Here is a 16,325-nt window from a genome sequence, read left to right as displayed (position 1 = left end):
TGAAGAGGAAGTTGCCGCCGCTGCACCTCAATCCGCCGTAGCGTCTTTCCGTGTAGCGAGCCGCCCATCATAGCCGACTTTCCTGCTTCGTCAACACCCAATTTCTGGAGGTTTTCGAACCCGTTCGGCTCTGGTTCCGCGTTTGCGGGTCCGTTGCGTCGGGGGAGGCGAACTATATGCTCAAGACGACTATTTGGGAAGAGGTTTGTGAAAAAATTTTCACGATCTTTGCTTTGCGTGCGGCGGTATCCCGTCGTAGCTGACTGCAGCAAGCCGCTGATCGTACATAGAGGTACTACGGGCTCTTATATCTGTCGTCGCAAAGCCGGGGTTGCCGCCATGCAGCACCCCCTTCGCCAGCTCAGCCGCCGACCAGCGCCACACGGGCGAAATTACGCTTGCCTACCTGGATGACACCTTCAAAGCCTGGTCCGAATTGGCGCGCGAGGTCTTCGACCACCTCGCCGTCGATCTTGACCGCTCGCTCCTTGAGCTTGCGCGTCGCTTCGGAATTACTCGGCGTCAGGCCAGCAGCGGTGAGTAGACTGGCGATACGTAGCCCCTCGGCAGGCACGACAACTTCTTGCAGCGGCAACAGGCTGGTGTCGCCCTGCCCTGTCACCACGGCATGCCAGCCGGCGATGGCTTGCTCGGCAGCAGCGGCATCGTGGAAGCGTGTGGTGAGTTCGCGAGCAAGGCGCAGCTTGACCTCACGCGGATGCAGTTCACCGGAAGCGACCTGCTCCTTCAGACGTGCTGCCTCGGCAACGCTGATATCAAAGGAGAGCAGATCGATCCAGCGCCAGGTCAGCTCGTCGCCGATCTTCATGGTCTTGGTGACGATGTCGATGGCCGGCTCGTTGATGCCGATGTAGTTGCCCAGCGACTTGGACATCTTGGCCACGCCGTCCAGGCCTTCCAGCAGCGGCATGGTCAGCACGACCTGCGGAGCCTGGCCGTAGTGCTCCTGCAGGCCACGGCCCATCAACAGGTTGAACTTCTGGTCGGTACCGCCCAGTTCGACGTCCGCCTTCAGGGCGACCGAGTCGTAGCCCTGGACCAACGGATACAGGAATTCGTGGATGGCGATCGGCTGCTGGCCAGTGAAGCGCTTGGCGAAGTCGTCGCGCTCGAGCATGCGCGCCACGGTCTGCTGGGCCGACAGCTTGATCATGTCCGCCGCTCTCATCTGGCCGAACCACTCGGAGTTGAAGCGCACTTCGGTACGCTCGCGGTCCAGGATCTTGAAGACCTGCTCCTCATAGGTACGCGCGTTGGCCAGCACGTCTTCGCGGCTGAGCGGCTTACGGGTGACGTTCTTGCCGCTGGGGTCGCCGATCATTCCGGTGAAGTCGCCGATCAGGAAGATCACCTGGTGCCCGAGCTGCTGGAACTGCCGCATCTTATTGAGCAGCACGGTGTGACCCAGATGCAGATCCGGCGCGGTGGGATCGAACCCGGCCTTGACCCGCAGGGGCACACCTGATTTCAGGCGTGCTTCGAGCTGATCGAGCTTGAGGATCTCCTCGGCGCCGCGACCGATGAGTGCGAGGGATTCTTCGATAGTGGCCAAACCACAGACTCCAGCGGCGTTTGCCGTCAACAACGTGAACGATGTTAAACGCGGGTTAATTCCGCGCCAAATGAAAATAAACGAACAGGCTCAATGGTTTGACGCGCTGTTACAGGCTGTCTATGGTACCGGCGATTGGGCTCGCACTTCGAGCCAGCGAGGAATTTGAACGATGCAGAACTCAGAGCAGGGCCGTGCACGCAAGCGGCGCTTTCACGAACGCCTCCACGTCCTCCACGACACTGCCCTGCATCGCAAGCTCAAGGCGCATCTCCCGGCGGCATTCAACGACCAATGGACACGCCGTCATTGGATCCATGCCAGCCTGTTCGCGACCATCGGTGCACTGGTGGCCACGATTGTGCCGGGCTTCTCCAACGCCATCGATACCCCGCTGTCCAGCCATTCCACGCTGGCCTTGCCGCTGCCGCCGTTGGTGCCGAGCCGCAAGCAGCTGGCGCCGAGCACCGATTGGGAAATTCTGCAGGTCAAATCCGGGCAGACGCTGAGCACCTTGTTCGGCGAGTTGGGAATCCCGACCGCGGTGATGTACCAGGTACTGGCGCATCCGGGCACCAAGGAGGCGCTGACCAAGCTGCGTCCGGGTGCCGAGATTGCCTTCGATATGCCGACGCCGGGCGAGTTGCGCGCATTGCGCTTCGACCGCGACGACAGCCACCGCGTGGAGCTGCGCCTGCTGGGCGACAGCGTGCGCGAAAACGTCACCGAGCGTGCAACGACCACGCGCACGGTGGTGGCAAGCGGGGAAATCAGCAGCTCGCTGTACGCCTCGGCCGGCAAGTCGGGCCTGTCGCCGGCGGCGGTGGCGATCATGACCGACGAGATCTTCAAGTACGACATCGACTTCGACAAGGATCTGCAACCGGGCGATCGCTTCAGCGTGGTGATGGATGAGACCTGGCGCGAGGGCGAGCGGATCAACACTGGCGACATCCTCGCGGCGACCTTTACCACCGGCGGCAAGACCTACACCGGCTTCCGCTTCGAGCGTGCCGGCAAGCCGGCCGAGTATTTCGACATCACCGGCCGGCCGTTGAAGAAGAGCTTCATCCGGATGCCGGTGGCTTACAGCCGCATCAGCTCGACCTTCGGCGCACGCAGGCATCCGGTGCTGGGCACGATGCGCATGCATAAAGGTGTGGATTACGCGGCAGCGTCGGGCACGCCGATCATGGCGGCCGGCGATGCGCGGGTGGTGTTTGTCGGTACCCAGCGCGGCTACGGCAATGTGGTGATCCTGGACCACGGCAGGAGTTTCAGCACGCTGTACGGGCACATGTCGCGCTTCGGCAAGGTCAAGGCGGGGCAGCGCATCAACCAGGGCACGGTGATCGGCTATGTCGGCATGACCGGTCTTGCGACCGGCCCGCATCTGCATTACGAATTCCGCGTGGCCGGGCAGCAGCGCAACCCGATGTCGGTGACCATGCCGCCGCCGGAACCGTTGCAGGGCGCTGAGCTGGCCGCATTCCGTGCACAGACGGCGCCGGCGCTGGCGCGTATCGAAGGCATGGAGAAGTTGATCTACGCCGACGCCGCCAAGCCTGCCAAGGGCAAGCCGCGCGGTTGAGTGGGTGCGGGGCAGGTTGACGGCCCCTGCCCGGCTGCACAAGCTGGGGGATCGCTACACAACTGGCTCTGGCATGTCTGCTCTGGAACACCTGGAATCCCCGCTTTACCTGGGCCTGATGTCGGGCACCAGTGCCGACGGCATCGATGCCGCGCTGGTGCGCTTCGAAGACGATAGCCACCGCCGCTGCGAACTGGTTGCCGGCACGACGGTGGCCTGGGAGCCGCAGCTGCGCGAGACGCTGGTGATGCTGGGCCAGGGCGCCGAAGTGATCGCCATCGATGCGCTTGGGCAGCTGGATGCGCAGGTGGGGCTGGCGTTTGCGGCCGCCGCCAATCAATTGATCCGCGAGAGCGGTATTGCGCGTGGGCGCATTCGGGCGATCGGCTCGCATGGGCAGACCATTCGGCATCGGCCCAAGGCCGATCCATCCTTCACCTGGCAGATTGGCGATGCCAGCCGGATTGCCGAGCACACCGGCATTACCACGGTGGCCGATTTCCGCCGTCGCGATGTGGCCGCTGGTGGTCAGGGCGCGCCGCTGATGCCGGCGTTTCATCTGGCCATGCTGGGCGCGGGCGACGAAGACCGTGCAGTGCTCAATCTGGGCGGCATCGGCAACCTGACATTGATCCCGCGCAATGGCGCGGTGCTGGGCTTCGATACCGGCCCGGCTAACGCGCTGCTGGATAGCTGGTGCCAGCAGCATCACGGCACGCCGTTCGATGCCGATGGGGTATTTGCTGCCAGTGGGCAGGTCGATGCTGCGCTGCTGCAGGCGTTGTTGGCCGACCCGTGGTTTGCGCTGGCGCCGCCCAAGAGCACCGGGCGCGAGCAGTTTCATCTGGCCTGGGCGCTGCAGGCGATGCAGTCCCTAGGCAACGTGGCGCTGTCTGCGGCCGATGTGCAGGCGACGCTGCTCGAACTCACTGCGGCCAGTGTGGCCGATGCGTTGTTGCGGCTGCAGCCCGACACCCGCCGGGTGCTGGTATGCGGTGGCGGGGTGCGCAATCCGGTGTTGATGGCGCGATTGGCGGCACGGTTGCCGGGCGTGGTGGTGGAATCCAGCGCGCGGCATGGGCTGGATCCGGATTATCTGGAGGCGATGGGGTTTGCGTGGTTGGCGGCGGAGCTGATCGCGGGGCGTGCGGCCAATCTACCGTCGGTGACCGGGGCGGCGGGGCCGCGATTGTTGGGGGCGATTTATCCGGCGTAAGCGGCCTGCATCGGCTCGATCCGGATGCCACCGGCCTCGCTTCTTGAAATGCCCTCCCTTGCATCTGGCGACTCTCACCAGCGCTCAACTAATCAGGTGTGGCGATGATGTGTGCGGTCTAGCCGGCGAGTGTGCCGTAGCCTCAGCCCTTATCAGCAATGTGCATGGCTTTTGACCGAGCCATCCGCAGTTGCACACCATCGTCGCGCCGGGTGGATTCGCACGCGAGGCAACGCTGGCTGAGCGTTGTACAGCGCTAGGGATGATTTCCCGCCGGCAGCGCCTTGAGCGCGGCGATCGCTTCGGCCAGGGCATCGACTTCCGGGTGTTGCAGGCCGCCGGTGACTTCGTATTCGCTGGCGAACAGGCCTTGTTCGAGCAGATGCATCACGGCCTGGTGCTGGGTCCAGCCGCGTGCAACGGAGATACGACGGATCCTGTCTACCAGCAATGGATCGATGTCACGCAATACCAGATCGGTCATGCATACTCCCTATTCGCAAGGTTTCCGGCGTGTTGGCGATCATCCCGCAGAGCTGCGGCCACCCGCGACCGTCAAGCAGCAGCAGTGTGCCGGCGCTGCTGCAGGATAAGCATCCCGCACAGGATCACAACGGGGATCGCAATCAGCGCTGTCCCGACGAAGAACAAGGCGTACCCCTCCAGCAGGGTTCGTCCCTGTGACAATGTCTGGACCGACCAGCCCGAGAAGCCTTTCAGAGCCTTCCCCGGCATGGCATAGAACGAACTCAGTAAAGCGTACTGGGTTGCGGTATAGCCAAAGCTGGTCAGGCTGGACATGTAGGCGATCAGCGCGGTTCCGGCAAAGCCGTTGGCGAAATTATCGATCGCCATCGCCACTGCAAATTTGGTCGTGTCCGGGCCGACATAGGCTAACCATGCAAATGCCAGATTCGAACATGGTCCCAACACTGCACCAACCATCAAGGTCGCAAGCACTCCCCAGCGCACGGAGACCAGACCGGCCGCTGCAATGCCGACGAACGTCGCAACCAGCCCCACCGAGCCGCGGATGGCGCCGACGGTATCTTCAGACAGGCCAAGGTCGACATAGAACGGATTAGCCATCGGCCCCATCACGAAATCCGCCATGCGATAGACGCTGATGGCTACCAGGATCAAGATTGCGCCGCTGCGATGCTCACGAATGAAGGCAAGAAACGGCCCGGCGATTGCGTCGAACAGCCCACGCGGGGTCCACAGCGAAGCGGCCTGCGTGTGCACGGCAATGATTTCGCGGGCCGGCTCACCTGCCATCGTCACGGCGATCACGCCCAGCATCATCAGCGCTGCCATGACCTCATAAGAGACTTGCCAGCCGACGCGTGCGGCGATGATCAGGATCAGCGCATCGGTCACTAACAAGGCCGAGCGATAGCCTAGTGCCGAGGCGGAGGTCAGCAGGCCGAGCTGCTCACTGTTGTCGGCACTTTCGATACGCCACGCGTCGATGACGATGTCCTGTGTGGCCGAGGCGAAGGCAACCACCACCGCCATCACGCCGAACACCACCAGGTGTTCCCAGGCAATGCCCATCACCAGTACCTGGCCGCCCTTGGGCTGGACCAGCGCCATGCCAACCAGACCTATCGCCACGACCGCCTGCGATAGCAGCATCCAGCCGCGGCGTCGCCCCAACCGGCCCAGCAACGGCACGTCCGTCTTGTCGACAATCGGTGCCCATAAGAACTTCATGGTGTAGGCCAGGCCAACCCAGGACAGGAAACCGATCGTGCTCAGATCGATGCCTTCCTTGCGCATCCAGAAGCCGAGCGTGTTGCCAACCAGGTACAACGGCAGGCCGGAACTGAAGCCCAGCAGCAGCATCGTCAGCACTTTGCGCTGGCGAAGGTTGGTCAGCACTTGCTGCCAGCGTCGACGTGGCTTGGTGACCCCGCTCACTCTGCGTAATCCACGATGTAAGGGGCGTGGTCGGAGAAGCGCTGTTCGCGGTAGATCGCGCAGCATTGCAGCTTGTCGCGCATCCAAGGGGTGACCAGCTGGTAGTCGATGCGCCACCCGACGTTGTTGGCGCGCGCGGCGCCGCGGTTGCTCCACCAGGTGTAGTCCTCGCCCTGTGGATGCAGCACGCGGTAGGTGTCGACCCAGCCGCGGCCGGTGGCGGCGTTGGCGTCTTCCAGCGCGTCGGCGCACAGGCCGTTGAGCCAGTCGCGCTCCGGTGGCAGGCAGCCGGAATTCTTCTGGTTGGACTTCCAGTTCTTGATGTCCAGCGCGGTGCGCACGATATTCCAATCGCCGCACAGCACGTACTGCCGGCCGCTGGCCAGCCACTCGTCCAGGATCGGCCGCAGCCATTCCATCACCTGGAACTTGTAGCCCTGGCGCAACTCGCCTGACGAACCGGACGGAATATAGAAGGACACCACGCTGAGGTTGCCGAAGCGCGCTTCGATATAGCGGCCTTCTTCGTCGAACTCGGGCCAGCCCAGCGCGGTGCGCACTTCGTCGGGCTCATGCCTGCTGTAGATCGCCACGCCGCTGTAGCCCTTCTTGGTGCTGGCATCGCGAAACCAGGCCTTGTAGCCGGTGGGCAGGAATTTCGGCCCGGCCAGCTGATGTTCCTGAGCCTTGGTCTCCTGCACGCATAGCACGTCGGCGTCCTGGGTGGCGAACCACTCGAAGAAGCCCTTGGTCGTGGCCGAGCGCAGGCCATTGGCGTTGAAACTGATGATGCGCATAGATGAAGAGCCGGGATTCGGGAATGGGGATTGGAGATTCGGGAAAGCGTACCGCATCAGCGGATGCCGCAAGGCGCGACCGGCTATGCTTTCCAATCCCGAATCCCCACTCCCCAATCTCGTCACCATGACCGACCACCGCACCCGTTTCCTGCAGCTGGCCCTGGGCGCCGATGCCCTACGCTTTGGCGAGTTCACGCTCAAGTCCGGACGGCTCAGCCCGTATTTCTTCAATGCCGGTCGCTTCGATTCGGGCGCCAAGACTGCGCAGCTGGCGCAGTGCTATGCCGATGCGATCGATGCGGCGGGGGTGGAATTCGATCTGTTGTTCGGGCCGGCCTACAAGGGCATCCCGTTGGCGACCGCGCTGGCCTGCGCCTATGCCGGGCGCGGGCGCGATCTGCCGATGGCGTTCAACCGCAAGGAAGCCAAGGCGCATGGCGAGGGCGGCAGCCTGATCGGTGCGCCGCTTGAGGGGCGCAAGGTCTTGATCGTCGACGATGTGATCACCGCCGGCACCGCGATCCGTGAGGCCTTGGGCATCATCCGCGGCGCGGGCGGCACTCCGTCTGGGATCGTGGTGGCGCTGGACCGGCAGGAGATCGCCTCCGAACAGGATCGCCGCTCGGCCGCACAGGCGGTGGCGGCCGAGGCCGGCATCCCGGTGATTGCGGTGGCCAACCTGGGCGACTTGCTTGCTTTTGCGGCAGGAAACGCCGACCTTGTGGGCTTCCGGGAACCGCTGCTGGCCTATCGTGGCCGCTACGGCACCGATACCACAGGCTGACGGCAGGCGACAGGGGGCTGCGATGATGCCGATACACACCCGTTTGGCGTTACTCGCCGCTGCGGCGGCAGCTGTCGTTGCGACAACGATCGCCGCCGCGCCCGCCAGTGCGCAGGACAAACCGGCCGCGAAAAAGCTGTATTGCTGGAACCAGAACGGCGCCCGCGTGTGCAGCGACACGCTGCCGCCGGAGGCGGTGAACCAGGCGCGCGACGAATTCAACGTCAAGAGCGGCATGCGCAGCGCCGAGGTGCAGCGCGCGATGAGCAGCGACGAGCGTGCCGCCGCCGCGGCCAGCGAGCAGCAACGCCAGGCCGATCTGGCCGCCGAGCAGATGCGCCAGCGTACCGACCAGGCGATGTTGATGTCCTACCAAAACGAGGACGACCTGCGCCGGGTGTTCAATGAGCGCATCGCCATCGTGGACAACAACATCCACACCGCGCGCTTCAATGTGACCAGCCTGCGCGAGGGGCTAGCCAGCATGCTGCGCACCGCCGGTGATCGTGAACTGGCCGGCCAGGCAGTTGCCGACAAGCTGGCCGGCGACATCCAGCAACGCCATCGCGAACTGATGGCGCAATTGCGGTTGCAGACCAGTTTCGAGCAGCAACGGGTGGCACTGGACGGCGAAATCGCCGACATCCTGCTGCGCTACCGGGCCATGAAGGAGCCGCACGCCGGCGCTTCGCCCACCGGCTGACTGGCTCAGCCGTCATTACCGCTCGCCCGCTGCACTGCGGCGGGCGGCATTTCCCGATCCGACGCCCTGCCCGCATAATGGCCGGTCTTACTCCTTGCCCACGAGGCTCTCCCGCATGGCCCGGATCATCGCCATTGCCAACCAGAAAGGCGGCGTCGGCAAGACCACGACGGCAGTCAATCTGGCGGCCGGCCTGGCGCGCGCGCCCAAGCGTGTGTTGCTGGTGGATCTGGACTCGCAGGGCAACGCCACCATGGGTAGCGGCATCGACAAGCGCGATGTGGCCGCCTCGACCTGCGACCTGCTGCTGGGCGAAAACACCGCTGCCGAGATCCGGGTGACCGCGCCGGAAGGCTTCGACCTGCTGCCGGGCAACATCGACCTGACCGCCGCCGAGATCCAGCTGATGGATCAGAGCGAGCGCGAACAGCGGCTCAAGCGCGCCCTGGCGCCGATCCGCGACGAGTACGACTTCATCCTGATCGACTGCCCGCCGGCGTTGTCGCTGCTCACGCTCAATGCGTTGACCGCGGCCGATTCGATCATCGTGCCGATGCAGTGCGAGTACTACGCGCTGGAAGGACTCACTGCCTTGCTGGAAACCATCGAGGCGCTGCGCGCCAACCTCAATCCGGCGCTGGAAATCGAAGGCGTGCTGCGCACGATGTTCGACATCCGCAACAACCTGGCCAATGCGGTGTCGGCCGAGTTGACCCAGCATTTCGGCGACAAGGTGTTCCGCACCATCGTGCCGCGCAACGTGCGCCTGGCCGAGGCGCCCAGCCATGGCCAGAGCATCCTCGGTTACGACCGCACCTCGCGCGGTGGCGTGGCGTACCTGGGGCTGGCCGGCGAGATCGTGCGCCGCCAGAACGATCGCAACAAGGCCTACCGGCCCGTGGAGACCGTTTGATGAGCAAGCCGATCCCCGCAAAGAAGCGTGGTCTGGGCCGCGGCCTGGAAGCGCTGTTGGGACCGAAGGGCGCGGCAGCCGCAGCGGCGCCGAGCGCAGCCAGCGAAGACGCCTTGCAGCCGGGCGACAGCTTGCGCCAGTTGCCGGTCACGCAGTTGCAGCCGGGCAAGTACCAGCCGCGTAAGGAGATGGACGAGGTCAAGCTGGCCGAGCTGGCTGAATCGATCAAGGCGCAGGGCGTGATCCAGCCGATCGTGGCGCGAGAGCTGGCGCCGGGGCAGTTCGAGATCGTGGCCGGCGAACGCCGCTGGCGCGCCTCGCAACTGGCCGGGCTGACCGAGGTGCCGGTGGTGGTGCGCGAGCTGGACGACCGCACTGTCATCGCGATGGCGCTGATCGAGAACATCCAGCGCGAAGACCTCAACCCGCTGGAAGAAGCGCAGGCGCTGCAGCGGCTGATAGACGAATTTTCGCTGACCCATGCCGAGGCCGCCGGTGCGGTAGGCCGCTCGCGTGCGTCGGTGTCCAACCTGCTGCGGTTGCTGGAATTGCCGGTGGCGATCCGGGTGCTGCTGGAAACCCGCCGTCTGGAAATGGGCCATGCGCGTGCGCTGCTCACCCTGGCGCCGGAACTGGCCAGCAAGCTGGCGCAGGAAGCGGCCGACCAGGGTTGGTCGGTGCGTGAGGTGGAACATCGCGCGCAGCAGTTCGCCGCCGGCAAGGTGCCCGGATCGTTGCGCAAAGGCAAACCCGCCGCCGCCGCACCGCAGGCCGACATCGCCTCGCTGGAAACCGAGCTGTCCGAGTCGCTGGGCACCAAGGTGGTGTTCAACCACGGCCGCGGCGGCAAGGGCAAGCTGGTGATTCATTACACCGACCTGGACACGCTGGATGGCGTGCTGGAACGTTTACGCGCCCAGCGCAGCTGAGTTCCCGCGCCGACGCAAGAGGATCATTCCGGCTATGCATCCCGCCAGGGTCGATCGCAATCATCTGCTGTGTCTGACCGACCTGCCGAACGTCGGGCCGGCCTGCGAAAAGGATCTGCGTCTGATCGGCATCCGTGTGCCCGCGCAGCTGCGCGGCCGCGATGCCTACGACATGTACGCGCAGCTATGCCTGCGCACCGGTGTGCTGCACGATCCGTGCGTGATCGATGTGTTCCTGTCGATCGTGTGTTTCATGGAAGGCGAGGCGCCGGGCCCGTGGTGGTCCTTCAGCGCCGAACGCAAAGCCAAACTGGCCAGCGAAGCACCGCTCAGCATGGGGTGAGTGCGATGGGTGAGCGAACATCGCCAGGAAACGCTTCGGAGTGGTCTAGCGTCGCCTTTCGCCTCCCTTTTGCCACTAAAAATTTCCAGGACAACTTCCATGACCATTCTCGTGACCGGCGCTGCCGGTTTCATCGGTGCCTACACCTGCCGCGCGCTGGCTGCGCGTGGTGAGACGGTGGTGGGCCTGGACAACTACAACAGCTACTACGACCCGCAGCTCAAGCGCGACCGGGTGGCAGCGCTGTGCCCGGACATCGACATCCGCACGCTGGATCTGACCGACCGTGATGGCCTGGCCGCGTTGTTCGATGAGATTCAGCCCACGCGCGTGGTGCATCTGGCCGCGCAGGCCGGGGTGCGTTACTCGCTGGAAAATCCATCCGCCTACGTCGACAGCAACCTGGTCGGTTTCGTCAACATGCTGGAGCTGTGCCGGCATCGGGACGTGCACCATCTGGTGTATGCCTCGAGCAGCTCGGTGTATGGCGACTCGGCCACCCCGCCGTTCTCCGAAGACCAGCGCGTGGACCAGCCACGCTCGCTGTATGCGGCGACCAAGGCCGCCAATGAGCTGATGGGCTACACCTACGCGCAGTTGTACGGCCTGCGCGCGACGGGCCTGCGCTTCTTCACCGTGTATGGGCCGTGGGGCCGGCCGGACATGGCGCCGCTGATCTTCAGCCGCGCGGTACTGGCCGGGCGGCCGATCGAGGTGTTCAACCACGGCAAGATGCAGCGCGATTTCACCTTCGTCGACGACATCGTGGCCGGCGTGCTGGGCGCGCTGGACACACCCAGCAGCGAGCCGGTGCCGCATCGGGTGTTCAACCTGGGCAACCACACCCCGGTGGAGCTGGAATACTTTATCGACGTGATCGCGCAGGCCGCCGGCCGCCCGGCCGAAAAGGTCTACCGGCCGATGCAGCCGGGCGACATGGTCCGCACCATGGCCGATACGCAGCGCGCGCAGGCCGCGTTCGGCTTTGAGCCGGCCACTCCGGTCGAACGTGGCTTGCCGCAGGTGGTGGACTGGTGCCGCCGCTATTTCGGCGTTCGCGCTTAGCATCCAACACGCTACAGGCCGCTTTCCATTCGCTCCACTGCGCGCAACGCACGCTCGCTTCATGCCTGACTCAGACAGTCAGGGCACAATGCGCGATCTTTTTCGCTCGGCCTTCATCTGGCCACCACGAATCCATGAGCCAACCTCAGCTTTCCGTTGTCGTCCCGGTGTTCAATGAGCGCGATAACGTCGCCGCGCTGGTTGGCGAAATCGTCGCTGCGTTGCGCGGGCTGGTGGCGTTCGAAATCGTCTATGTCGACGACCACTCGCGCGACGATACGCTGGCGGTGCTGCAAGGCCTGAAGACCACCACGCCGGAACTGCGCGTGCTGCATCACGTCACCCAGAGCGGCCAGAGCACGGCGGTGCGCAACGGCGTCAAGGCCGCGCGCGCGAGCTGGATCGCCACGCTCGATGGCGACGGCCAGAACGACCCGGCCGACATTCCCAAACTACTGACCGCGCGTGCCAGCGCCGAGATACAGGTGAAGCTGTTCGCCGGCTGGCGGGTCAATCGCCAGGATTCGGGGTCCAAGCGCTGGGCCAGCAAGTGGGCCAATGCGATCCGCTCGCGCATGCTGCACGACAACACCCCCGACACCGGCTGCGGCATCAAGCTGTTTGAGCGCGAGGCGTTTCTGGACCTGCCCTACTTCGACCATATGCACCGCTATCTGCCGGCGCTGATGCAACGCGCCGGCTGGCGCACGGTGAGCGTGCCGGTGCACCATCGCCATCGCACTGCGGGCGTGTCCAAGTACAACAACCTCAATCGCGCGCTGGTCGGCATCCGCGACCTGCGTGGCGTGGCCTGGTTGATCACCCGCAGCAAGCGCACCGTGGTGCAGGAACGCTGATGGAACTGCATTGGCTGGATCAACCGCTGACCTGGCTGTACTGGACCGGGCTGCATGTCACCGGTTGGAAGCTGATCGGCTATGTGGGCGCACTGATGTTCGGCGGCCGCTGGCTGGTGCAGTTCGTCGCCTCAAAACGCGCCGGCAAGCCGGTGATTCCGCGCATGTTCTGGTACATGAGCGTGGTCGGCAGCCTGATGACGCTGAGCTATTTCGTGTTCTCGGCCAAGCAGGATTCGGTGGGCGTGCTGCAGAACCTGTTTCCGGCGTTTACCGCGTTCTACAGCCTGTATCTGGATGTGAAGCATCGCGGCTGGAAGCGGGATCGGGCGGTGCATTGAGCGGGGATTGGGGAGTCGGGATTGGGGAGTCGCAAGTGCGGCATTGATGCTCCAAGTCTTCAGGCGTTTGAGGTGTTGCTGGCTGCGCAACTGAGCTGATGGAGCATGCTGCATCGGCTCTACTTTGCAGTGGATAACGCCAGGCGCGCGATCTCCGAGAGTTCGTACACCGCGCTGCGATGGTTACCGACCTGAGATGACGCGCATCACCGATGCCGCTTCGCTAACGCCATCGACATGCTGGGGTCATGTCCAGCGCCTTGCTTCATCGCCCCGTCTCCATGCCAGCGCCCACTGCGGCGCATTGGCATCTGCGTTTGCAGACGCATCAACACGTGCCGCTGTTTGCGGACTGGCGCTGCGCACGGGCGGCGGCAGCGAGCCTTGCGATGGCCGGTCATTGGCACGGTGCGCGCCTGCTGTGCTGGGTACTATTGCCGGATAGTTGGTGCGCCTTGTTGCAGGCACCGGGCAAGGCTGCGCTGCTGCAGATGGCTGTTGTCGCGCGACAGGCGGCTGGCGAGGCGGTCAATCGCGCGCGTGGCCGTGGCGGAACGGTGTGGCAGCCGCAGATGCAGGCGTCGGCACTTCCGTTGCAGGCCGATCACCGCCAGTTCGCGCGCTCGCTGGTCGCGCTGCCGTTGCGTGCGGGACTGGCCGAGCAGATCGGTGGGTATCCGTATTGGGACGCGATCTGGTTGTTGCACGACAACGCCGGGAACGACGCTGCCATTCTGGCGCCGGATGATCGCTTACGCATGGCAGGTTTAGGAGGCGCGTGATCGTGATCGCTTGGGTCTGCAGGGATCGAGCACGACGTACAAGTGATCCTCTACACCTGTCAGCGTCGAGCGCAACGGGATCGGCAACTGCTGCTCACGACCTGCTCTGCCGCCATGCCGGCAGAGCGGTCGCCGCTCACTCACCCGTGGCTCAAAACGCCAACGGATGCTCTGGCAGCAAGGCCTGCAGTTCGCTGCGGAACAACCCGCGGATCCGGTTCAATGCAGCCTCGGTGTCGGCTTCGAACCGCAGCACCAGAATCGGCGTGGTATTGGAGGCACGCACCAGGCCCCAGCCGTCGGCGAAGTCCGCCCGCAATCCGTCGATCGTGGAGAGCCGCGCCGATTCGAACGGCGATTCTTCGCTGGCCTGCGCACGTTCGACAAAGCGCGCCACCAGCGCATGCGCATCGCCGTCGACCGGCACCTTGATCTCCGGCGTGGACACGCTTTCGGGTAGCGCGTTCAGCACTTCGGACGGGGTTTCCTCGCGCTGGGCCAGGATTTCCAGCAGGCGCGCGGCGGCATAGATGCCGTCGTCGAAACCGTACCAGCGCTCCTTGAAAAAGAAGTGCCCGCTCATCTCGCCGGCCAGTTCGGCGTCGGTCTCGCGCATCTTGGACTTGATCAGCGAATGCCCGGTCTTCCACATCAACGGGCTGCCGCCATTGCGCAACACGTAGTCGGACAGCTTGCCGGTGCATTTGACGTCATAGATCACCAGCGCGCCGGGATTGCGCTGCAGCACGTCGGCGGCGAACAGCATCAGCAGGCGGTCGGGAAACACGATGGCGCCTTCCTTGGTGACCACGCCCAGACGGTCGGCATCGCCATCGAAGGCCACGCCGATATCCGCATCGAAGCGCTGCACCATGTTCACCAGATCGTCGAGATTGTGCGGCTCGCTCGGGTCGGGGTGATGATTGGGAAAGGTGCCATCGACATCGCAGTACAGCGGAATGACTTCGGCGCCGATCGCCTCCAGCAAGCGCGGTGCGATATCGCCGGCCACGCCATTGCCGGCATCCACCACCACCTTGATCGGGCGGTCCAGCTGCACGTCGTCGGCGATGCGCTGGATATAGGCATCGCTGATGTCGCGCTGTTCCAGTTCGCCAGGCGCCGCTGCGGTGTGCAGGCGGCCTTGGTTGATGCGCTGGTGCAGGTCTGTGATCGCCGCGCCCGACAGGGTCTCGCCGCCGATCACGATCTTGAAGCCGTTGTAGTCGGGCGGATTGTGGCTGCCGGTCACCGCCACGCAGCTGCCGGCGCGAAGCTCGTAGGCGCCGAAATACACCACTGGCGTCGGTGCCAGACCGATGTCGATCACGCTGCAGCCGGCACGGCGCAGGCCTTCGATCAGTCCGTTGGTAAGCTCCGGGCCCGACAGGCGCCCGTCGCGGCCGACCACCACCTCGCGCAGGCCCTGGGCCTGCATCATGCTGCCGATGGCCTGACCGATCAGCGCGGCAACGCCAGGATTTAAGTCCTTGCCGACCACGCCGCGGATGTCATAGGCGCGGAACATCTCGGTGGCGATCTGCACCGCCGGCACCAGGGCGGGCGGCGCGGATGCGGCGGCGTCCTGGTCCAGCGCGCGTGCCTGGCTGGCGACGCTGGCATCGTGCTGCAGGCTTTGACCGAAGGTAGGTTCGTCGGCAGTCGATTCGCTTGCCACGCGGCGGCGCGGCAAGGCGACGCGGCCACGGCTGGCGAGTACCAGCAGCACGGCGATGATAAGCAACAACGACGCCACGATCGCGCAGCCAACTGCGCCAAGACCCAACGGGCCGCTATCGCTCTGCCGTACGGCAGCGGCAACGCGCAGACCGCTGTCGCCCAGCGGCCTGGCCAGCGTTTCGGCGGCGTCGGCCAGCCCGGCATCGCCCTGCTCGGCGACGTTGTAGCTGCCCTGACGCAATGCCAGATAGGCGCTGCCGGGCACTAAGATCGCATCCAGCGGGCCGGTCAACCGCAACAGCGGCAGGCGCGCATACGCCACGGCCGGCTGCGTGCCCAAAGTCACCGCTGCCGCCACGCCGAGGCGGACCTGCTTGGCATCGCGCACCACATGCACCTGCGCACGTTTGCCGACCAGCGCCGACTCGAGCAGGCTCAGCCGCGCATAGCCGAAGTCCTTGGGATTTTCATAGGCGGCGGTCAGATCGCCAGACAGCACCTGCACATCTTCGGCGCCCTTGAAGCGCTCGCGGATGGCCGAAGCGGCGGCGAGCGCATCGCCATTGGCCAACGCGGCGATGACCTGCGGCTGCTTGAGCACGGCGTCGAGCTGGCTGGCCTGCTTGGCCATGGCCTGGCTGACGTCCTGCACGGCGCGGTCGCGCGCCTGCTCGAGGTCCTGCGTCATCGCATCTTCGCGCCACTGCGCGTAGCCGCTCCAGCCGAACCAGGCTGCCAGCAGCAACAACACGCCCCCCAACACCGGACCACTCGTGCGCATGCCGGACGCGGCCTGGCTGCGCTCGCTCGCTTTGCTCATATGAC

The 16,325-nt window shown here is 64.8% G+C and carries 16 protein-coding genes; 11 read left to right on the top strand and 5 right to left on the bottom strand.

From position 1 onward, the window contains the following. Positions 1-361: 361 nt before the first annotated feature. Entirely contained in the window at positions 362-1,573 is a 1,212-nt protein-coding gene (gene tyrS / locus ABS769_RS15260; RefSeq protein WP_317062183.1) for a tyrosine--tRNA ligase, read from the bottom strand. 172 nt (positions 1,574-1,745) lie between these two features. Here tyrS and ABS769_RS15255 point away from each other — a divergent pair, with 172 nt between their 5' ends. Both ABS769_RS15255 and ABS769_RS15250 read left to right on the top strand, forming a co-directional pair. Beyond that, positions 1,746-3,164: a M23 family metallopeptidase gene (locus ABS769_RS15255; RefSeq protein WP_317062184.1), complete on the top strand. Its 1,419-nt coding sequence runs from the start codon at positions 1,746-1,748 to the stop codon at positions 3,162-3,164. Positions 3,165-3,237: 73 nt separating this feature from the next. Next, a complete protein-coding gene (locus ABS769_RS15250; RefSeq protein ID WP_350498197.1) occupies positions 3,238-4,380 on the top strand; it encodes an anhydro-N-acetylmuramic acid kinase in 1,143 nt (380 codons plus the stop codon). 256 nt (positions 4,381-4,636) lie between these two features. Here ABS769_RS15250 and ABS769_RS15245 read toward each other — a convergent pair whose 3' ends face one another. The 3 genes from ABS769_RS15245 to ABS769_RS15235 all read right to left on the bottom strand — a co-directional run bounded on the left by ABS769_RS15245 (position 4,637) and on the right by ABS769_RS15235 (position 7,100). Next, a complete protein-coding gene (locus ABS769_RS15245) occupies positions 4,637-4,864 on the bottom strand; it encodes a hypothetical protein (RefSeq protein ID WP_023905456.1) in 228 nt (75 codons plus the stop codon). A gap of 71 nt (positions 4,865-4,935) precedes the next feature. Continuing rightward, positions 4,936-6,303: an AmpG family muropeptide MFS transporter gene (locus tag ABS769_RS15240; RefSeq protein ID WP_317062186.1), complete on the bottom strand. Its 1,368-nt coding sequence runs from the start codon at positions 6,301-6,303 to the stop codon at positions 4,936-4,938. After that, complete coding sequence (locus ABS769_RS15235; protein ID WP_317062187.1) at positions 6,300-7,100, bottom strand: exodeoxyribonuclease III; 801 nt, start codon at positions 7,098-7,100, stop codon at positions 6,300-6,302. The genes ABS769_RS15240 and ABS769_RS15235 overlap by 4 nt, the downstream gene beginning before the upstream one ends. Before the next feature lie 127 nt (positions 7,101-7,227). Between ABS769_RS15235 and pyrE the strand changes: the two genes are divergently transcribed. The 9 genes from pyrE (at position 7,228) to ABS769_RS15190 (ending at position 13,820) form a co-directional block, all read left to right on the top strand. Beyond that, positions 7,228-7,887: an orotate phosphoribosyltransferase gene (gene pyrE / locus ABS769_RS15230; protein ID WP_074056510.1), complete on the top strand. Its 660-nt coding sequence runs from the start codon at positions 7,228-7,230 to the stop codon at positions 7,885-7,887. A gap of 22 nt (positions 7,888-7,909) precedes the next feature. Beyond that, on the top strand, positions 7,910-8,590 hold the full coding sequence (locus ABS769_RS15225) for a hypothetical protein (RefSeq protein WP_317062188.1): 681 nt from the start codon (positions 7,910-7,912) through the stop codon (positions 8,588-8,590). Positions 8,591-8,705: 115 nt separating this feature from the next. After that, positions 8,706-9,503, top strand: coding sequence for a ParA family protein (locus ABS769_RS15220; protein ID WP_023905461.1), 798 nt, complete (start codon positions 8,706-8,708; stop codon positions 9,501-9,503). Beyond that, the gene (locus tag ABS769_RS15215; RefSeq protein ID WP_023905462.1) at positions 9,503-10,432 is read left to right on the top strand and encodes a ParB/RepB/Spo0J family partition protein; all 930 of its coding nucleotides are present in this window, start codon (positions 9,503-9,505) and stop codon (positions 10,430-10,432) included. The genes ABS769_RS15220 and ABS769_RS15215 overlap by 1 nt, the downstream gene beginning before the upstream one ends. A gap of 34 nt (positions 10,433-10,466) precedes the next feature. Continuing rightward, a complete protein-coding gene (locus tag ABS769_RS15210) occupies positions 10,467-10,775 on the top strand; it encodes a helix-hairpin-helix domain-containing protein (protein ID WP_317062189.1) in 309 nt (102 codons plus the stop codon). Between the two features lie 99 nt (positions 10,776-10,874). Beyond that, on the top strand, positions 10,875-11,840 hold the full coding sequence (locus tag ABS769_RS15205; RefSeq protein WP_317062190.1) for an SDR family NAD(P)-dependent oxidoreductase: 966 nt from the start codon (positions 10,875-10,877) through the stop codon (positions 11,838-11,840). A gap of 134 nt (positions 11,841-11,974) precedes the next feature. Beyond that, a complete protein-coding gene (locus ABS769_RS15200; RefSeq protein WP_317062191.1) occupies positions 11,975-12,697 on the top strand; it encodes a glycosyltransferase family 2 protein in 723 nt (240 codons plus the stop codon). Further along, positions 12,697-13,038: a lipid-A-disaccharide synthase N-terminal domain-containing protein gene (locus ABS769_RS15195; protein WP_039816706.1), complete on the top strand. Its 342-nt coding sequence runs from the start codon at positions 12,697-12,699 to the stop codon at positions 13,036-13,038. The genes ABS769_RS15200 and ABS769_RS15195 overlap by 1 nt, the downstream gene beginning before the upstream one ends. 248 nt (positions 13,039-13,286) lie before the next feature. Further along, on the top strand, positions 13,287-13,820 hold the full coding sequence (locus ABS769_RS15190; RefSeq protein WP_317062192.1) for a hypothetical protein: 534 nt from the start codon (positions 13,287-13,289) through the stop codon (positions 13,818-13,820). A 151-nt stretch (positions 13,821-13,971) separates the two neighbouring features. Here the strand turns inward: ABS769_RS15190 and ABS769_RS15185 are convergent, their stop codons facing one another. Beyond that, a complete protein-coding gene (locus ABS769_RS15185) occupies positions 13,972-16,320 on the bottom strand; it encodes a phosphomannomutase/phosphoglucomutase (RefSeq protein ID WP_317062193.1) in 2,349 nt (782 codons plus the stop codon). Positions 16,321-16,325 lie beyond the last annotated feature (5 nt).

This window comes from Xanthomonas hortorum (genome assembly GCF_040279205.1).
Taxonomy (GTDB): domain Bacteria; phylum Pseudomonadota; class Gammaproteobacteria; order Xanthomonadales; family Xanthomonadaceae; genus Xanthomonas; species Xanthomonas hortorum_F.
This window is presented reverse-complemented; position numbering and strand designations above follow the sequence as displayed.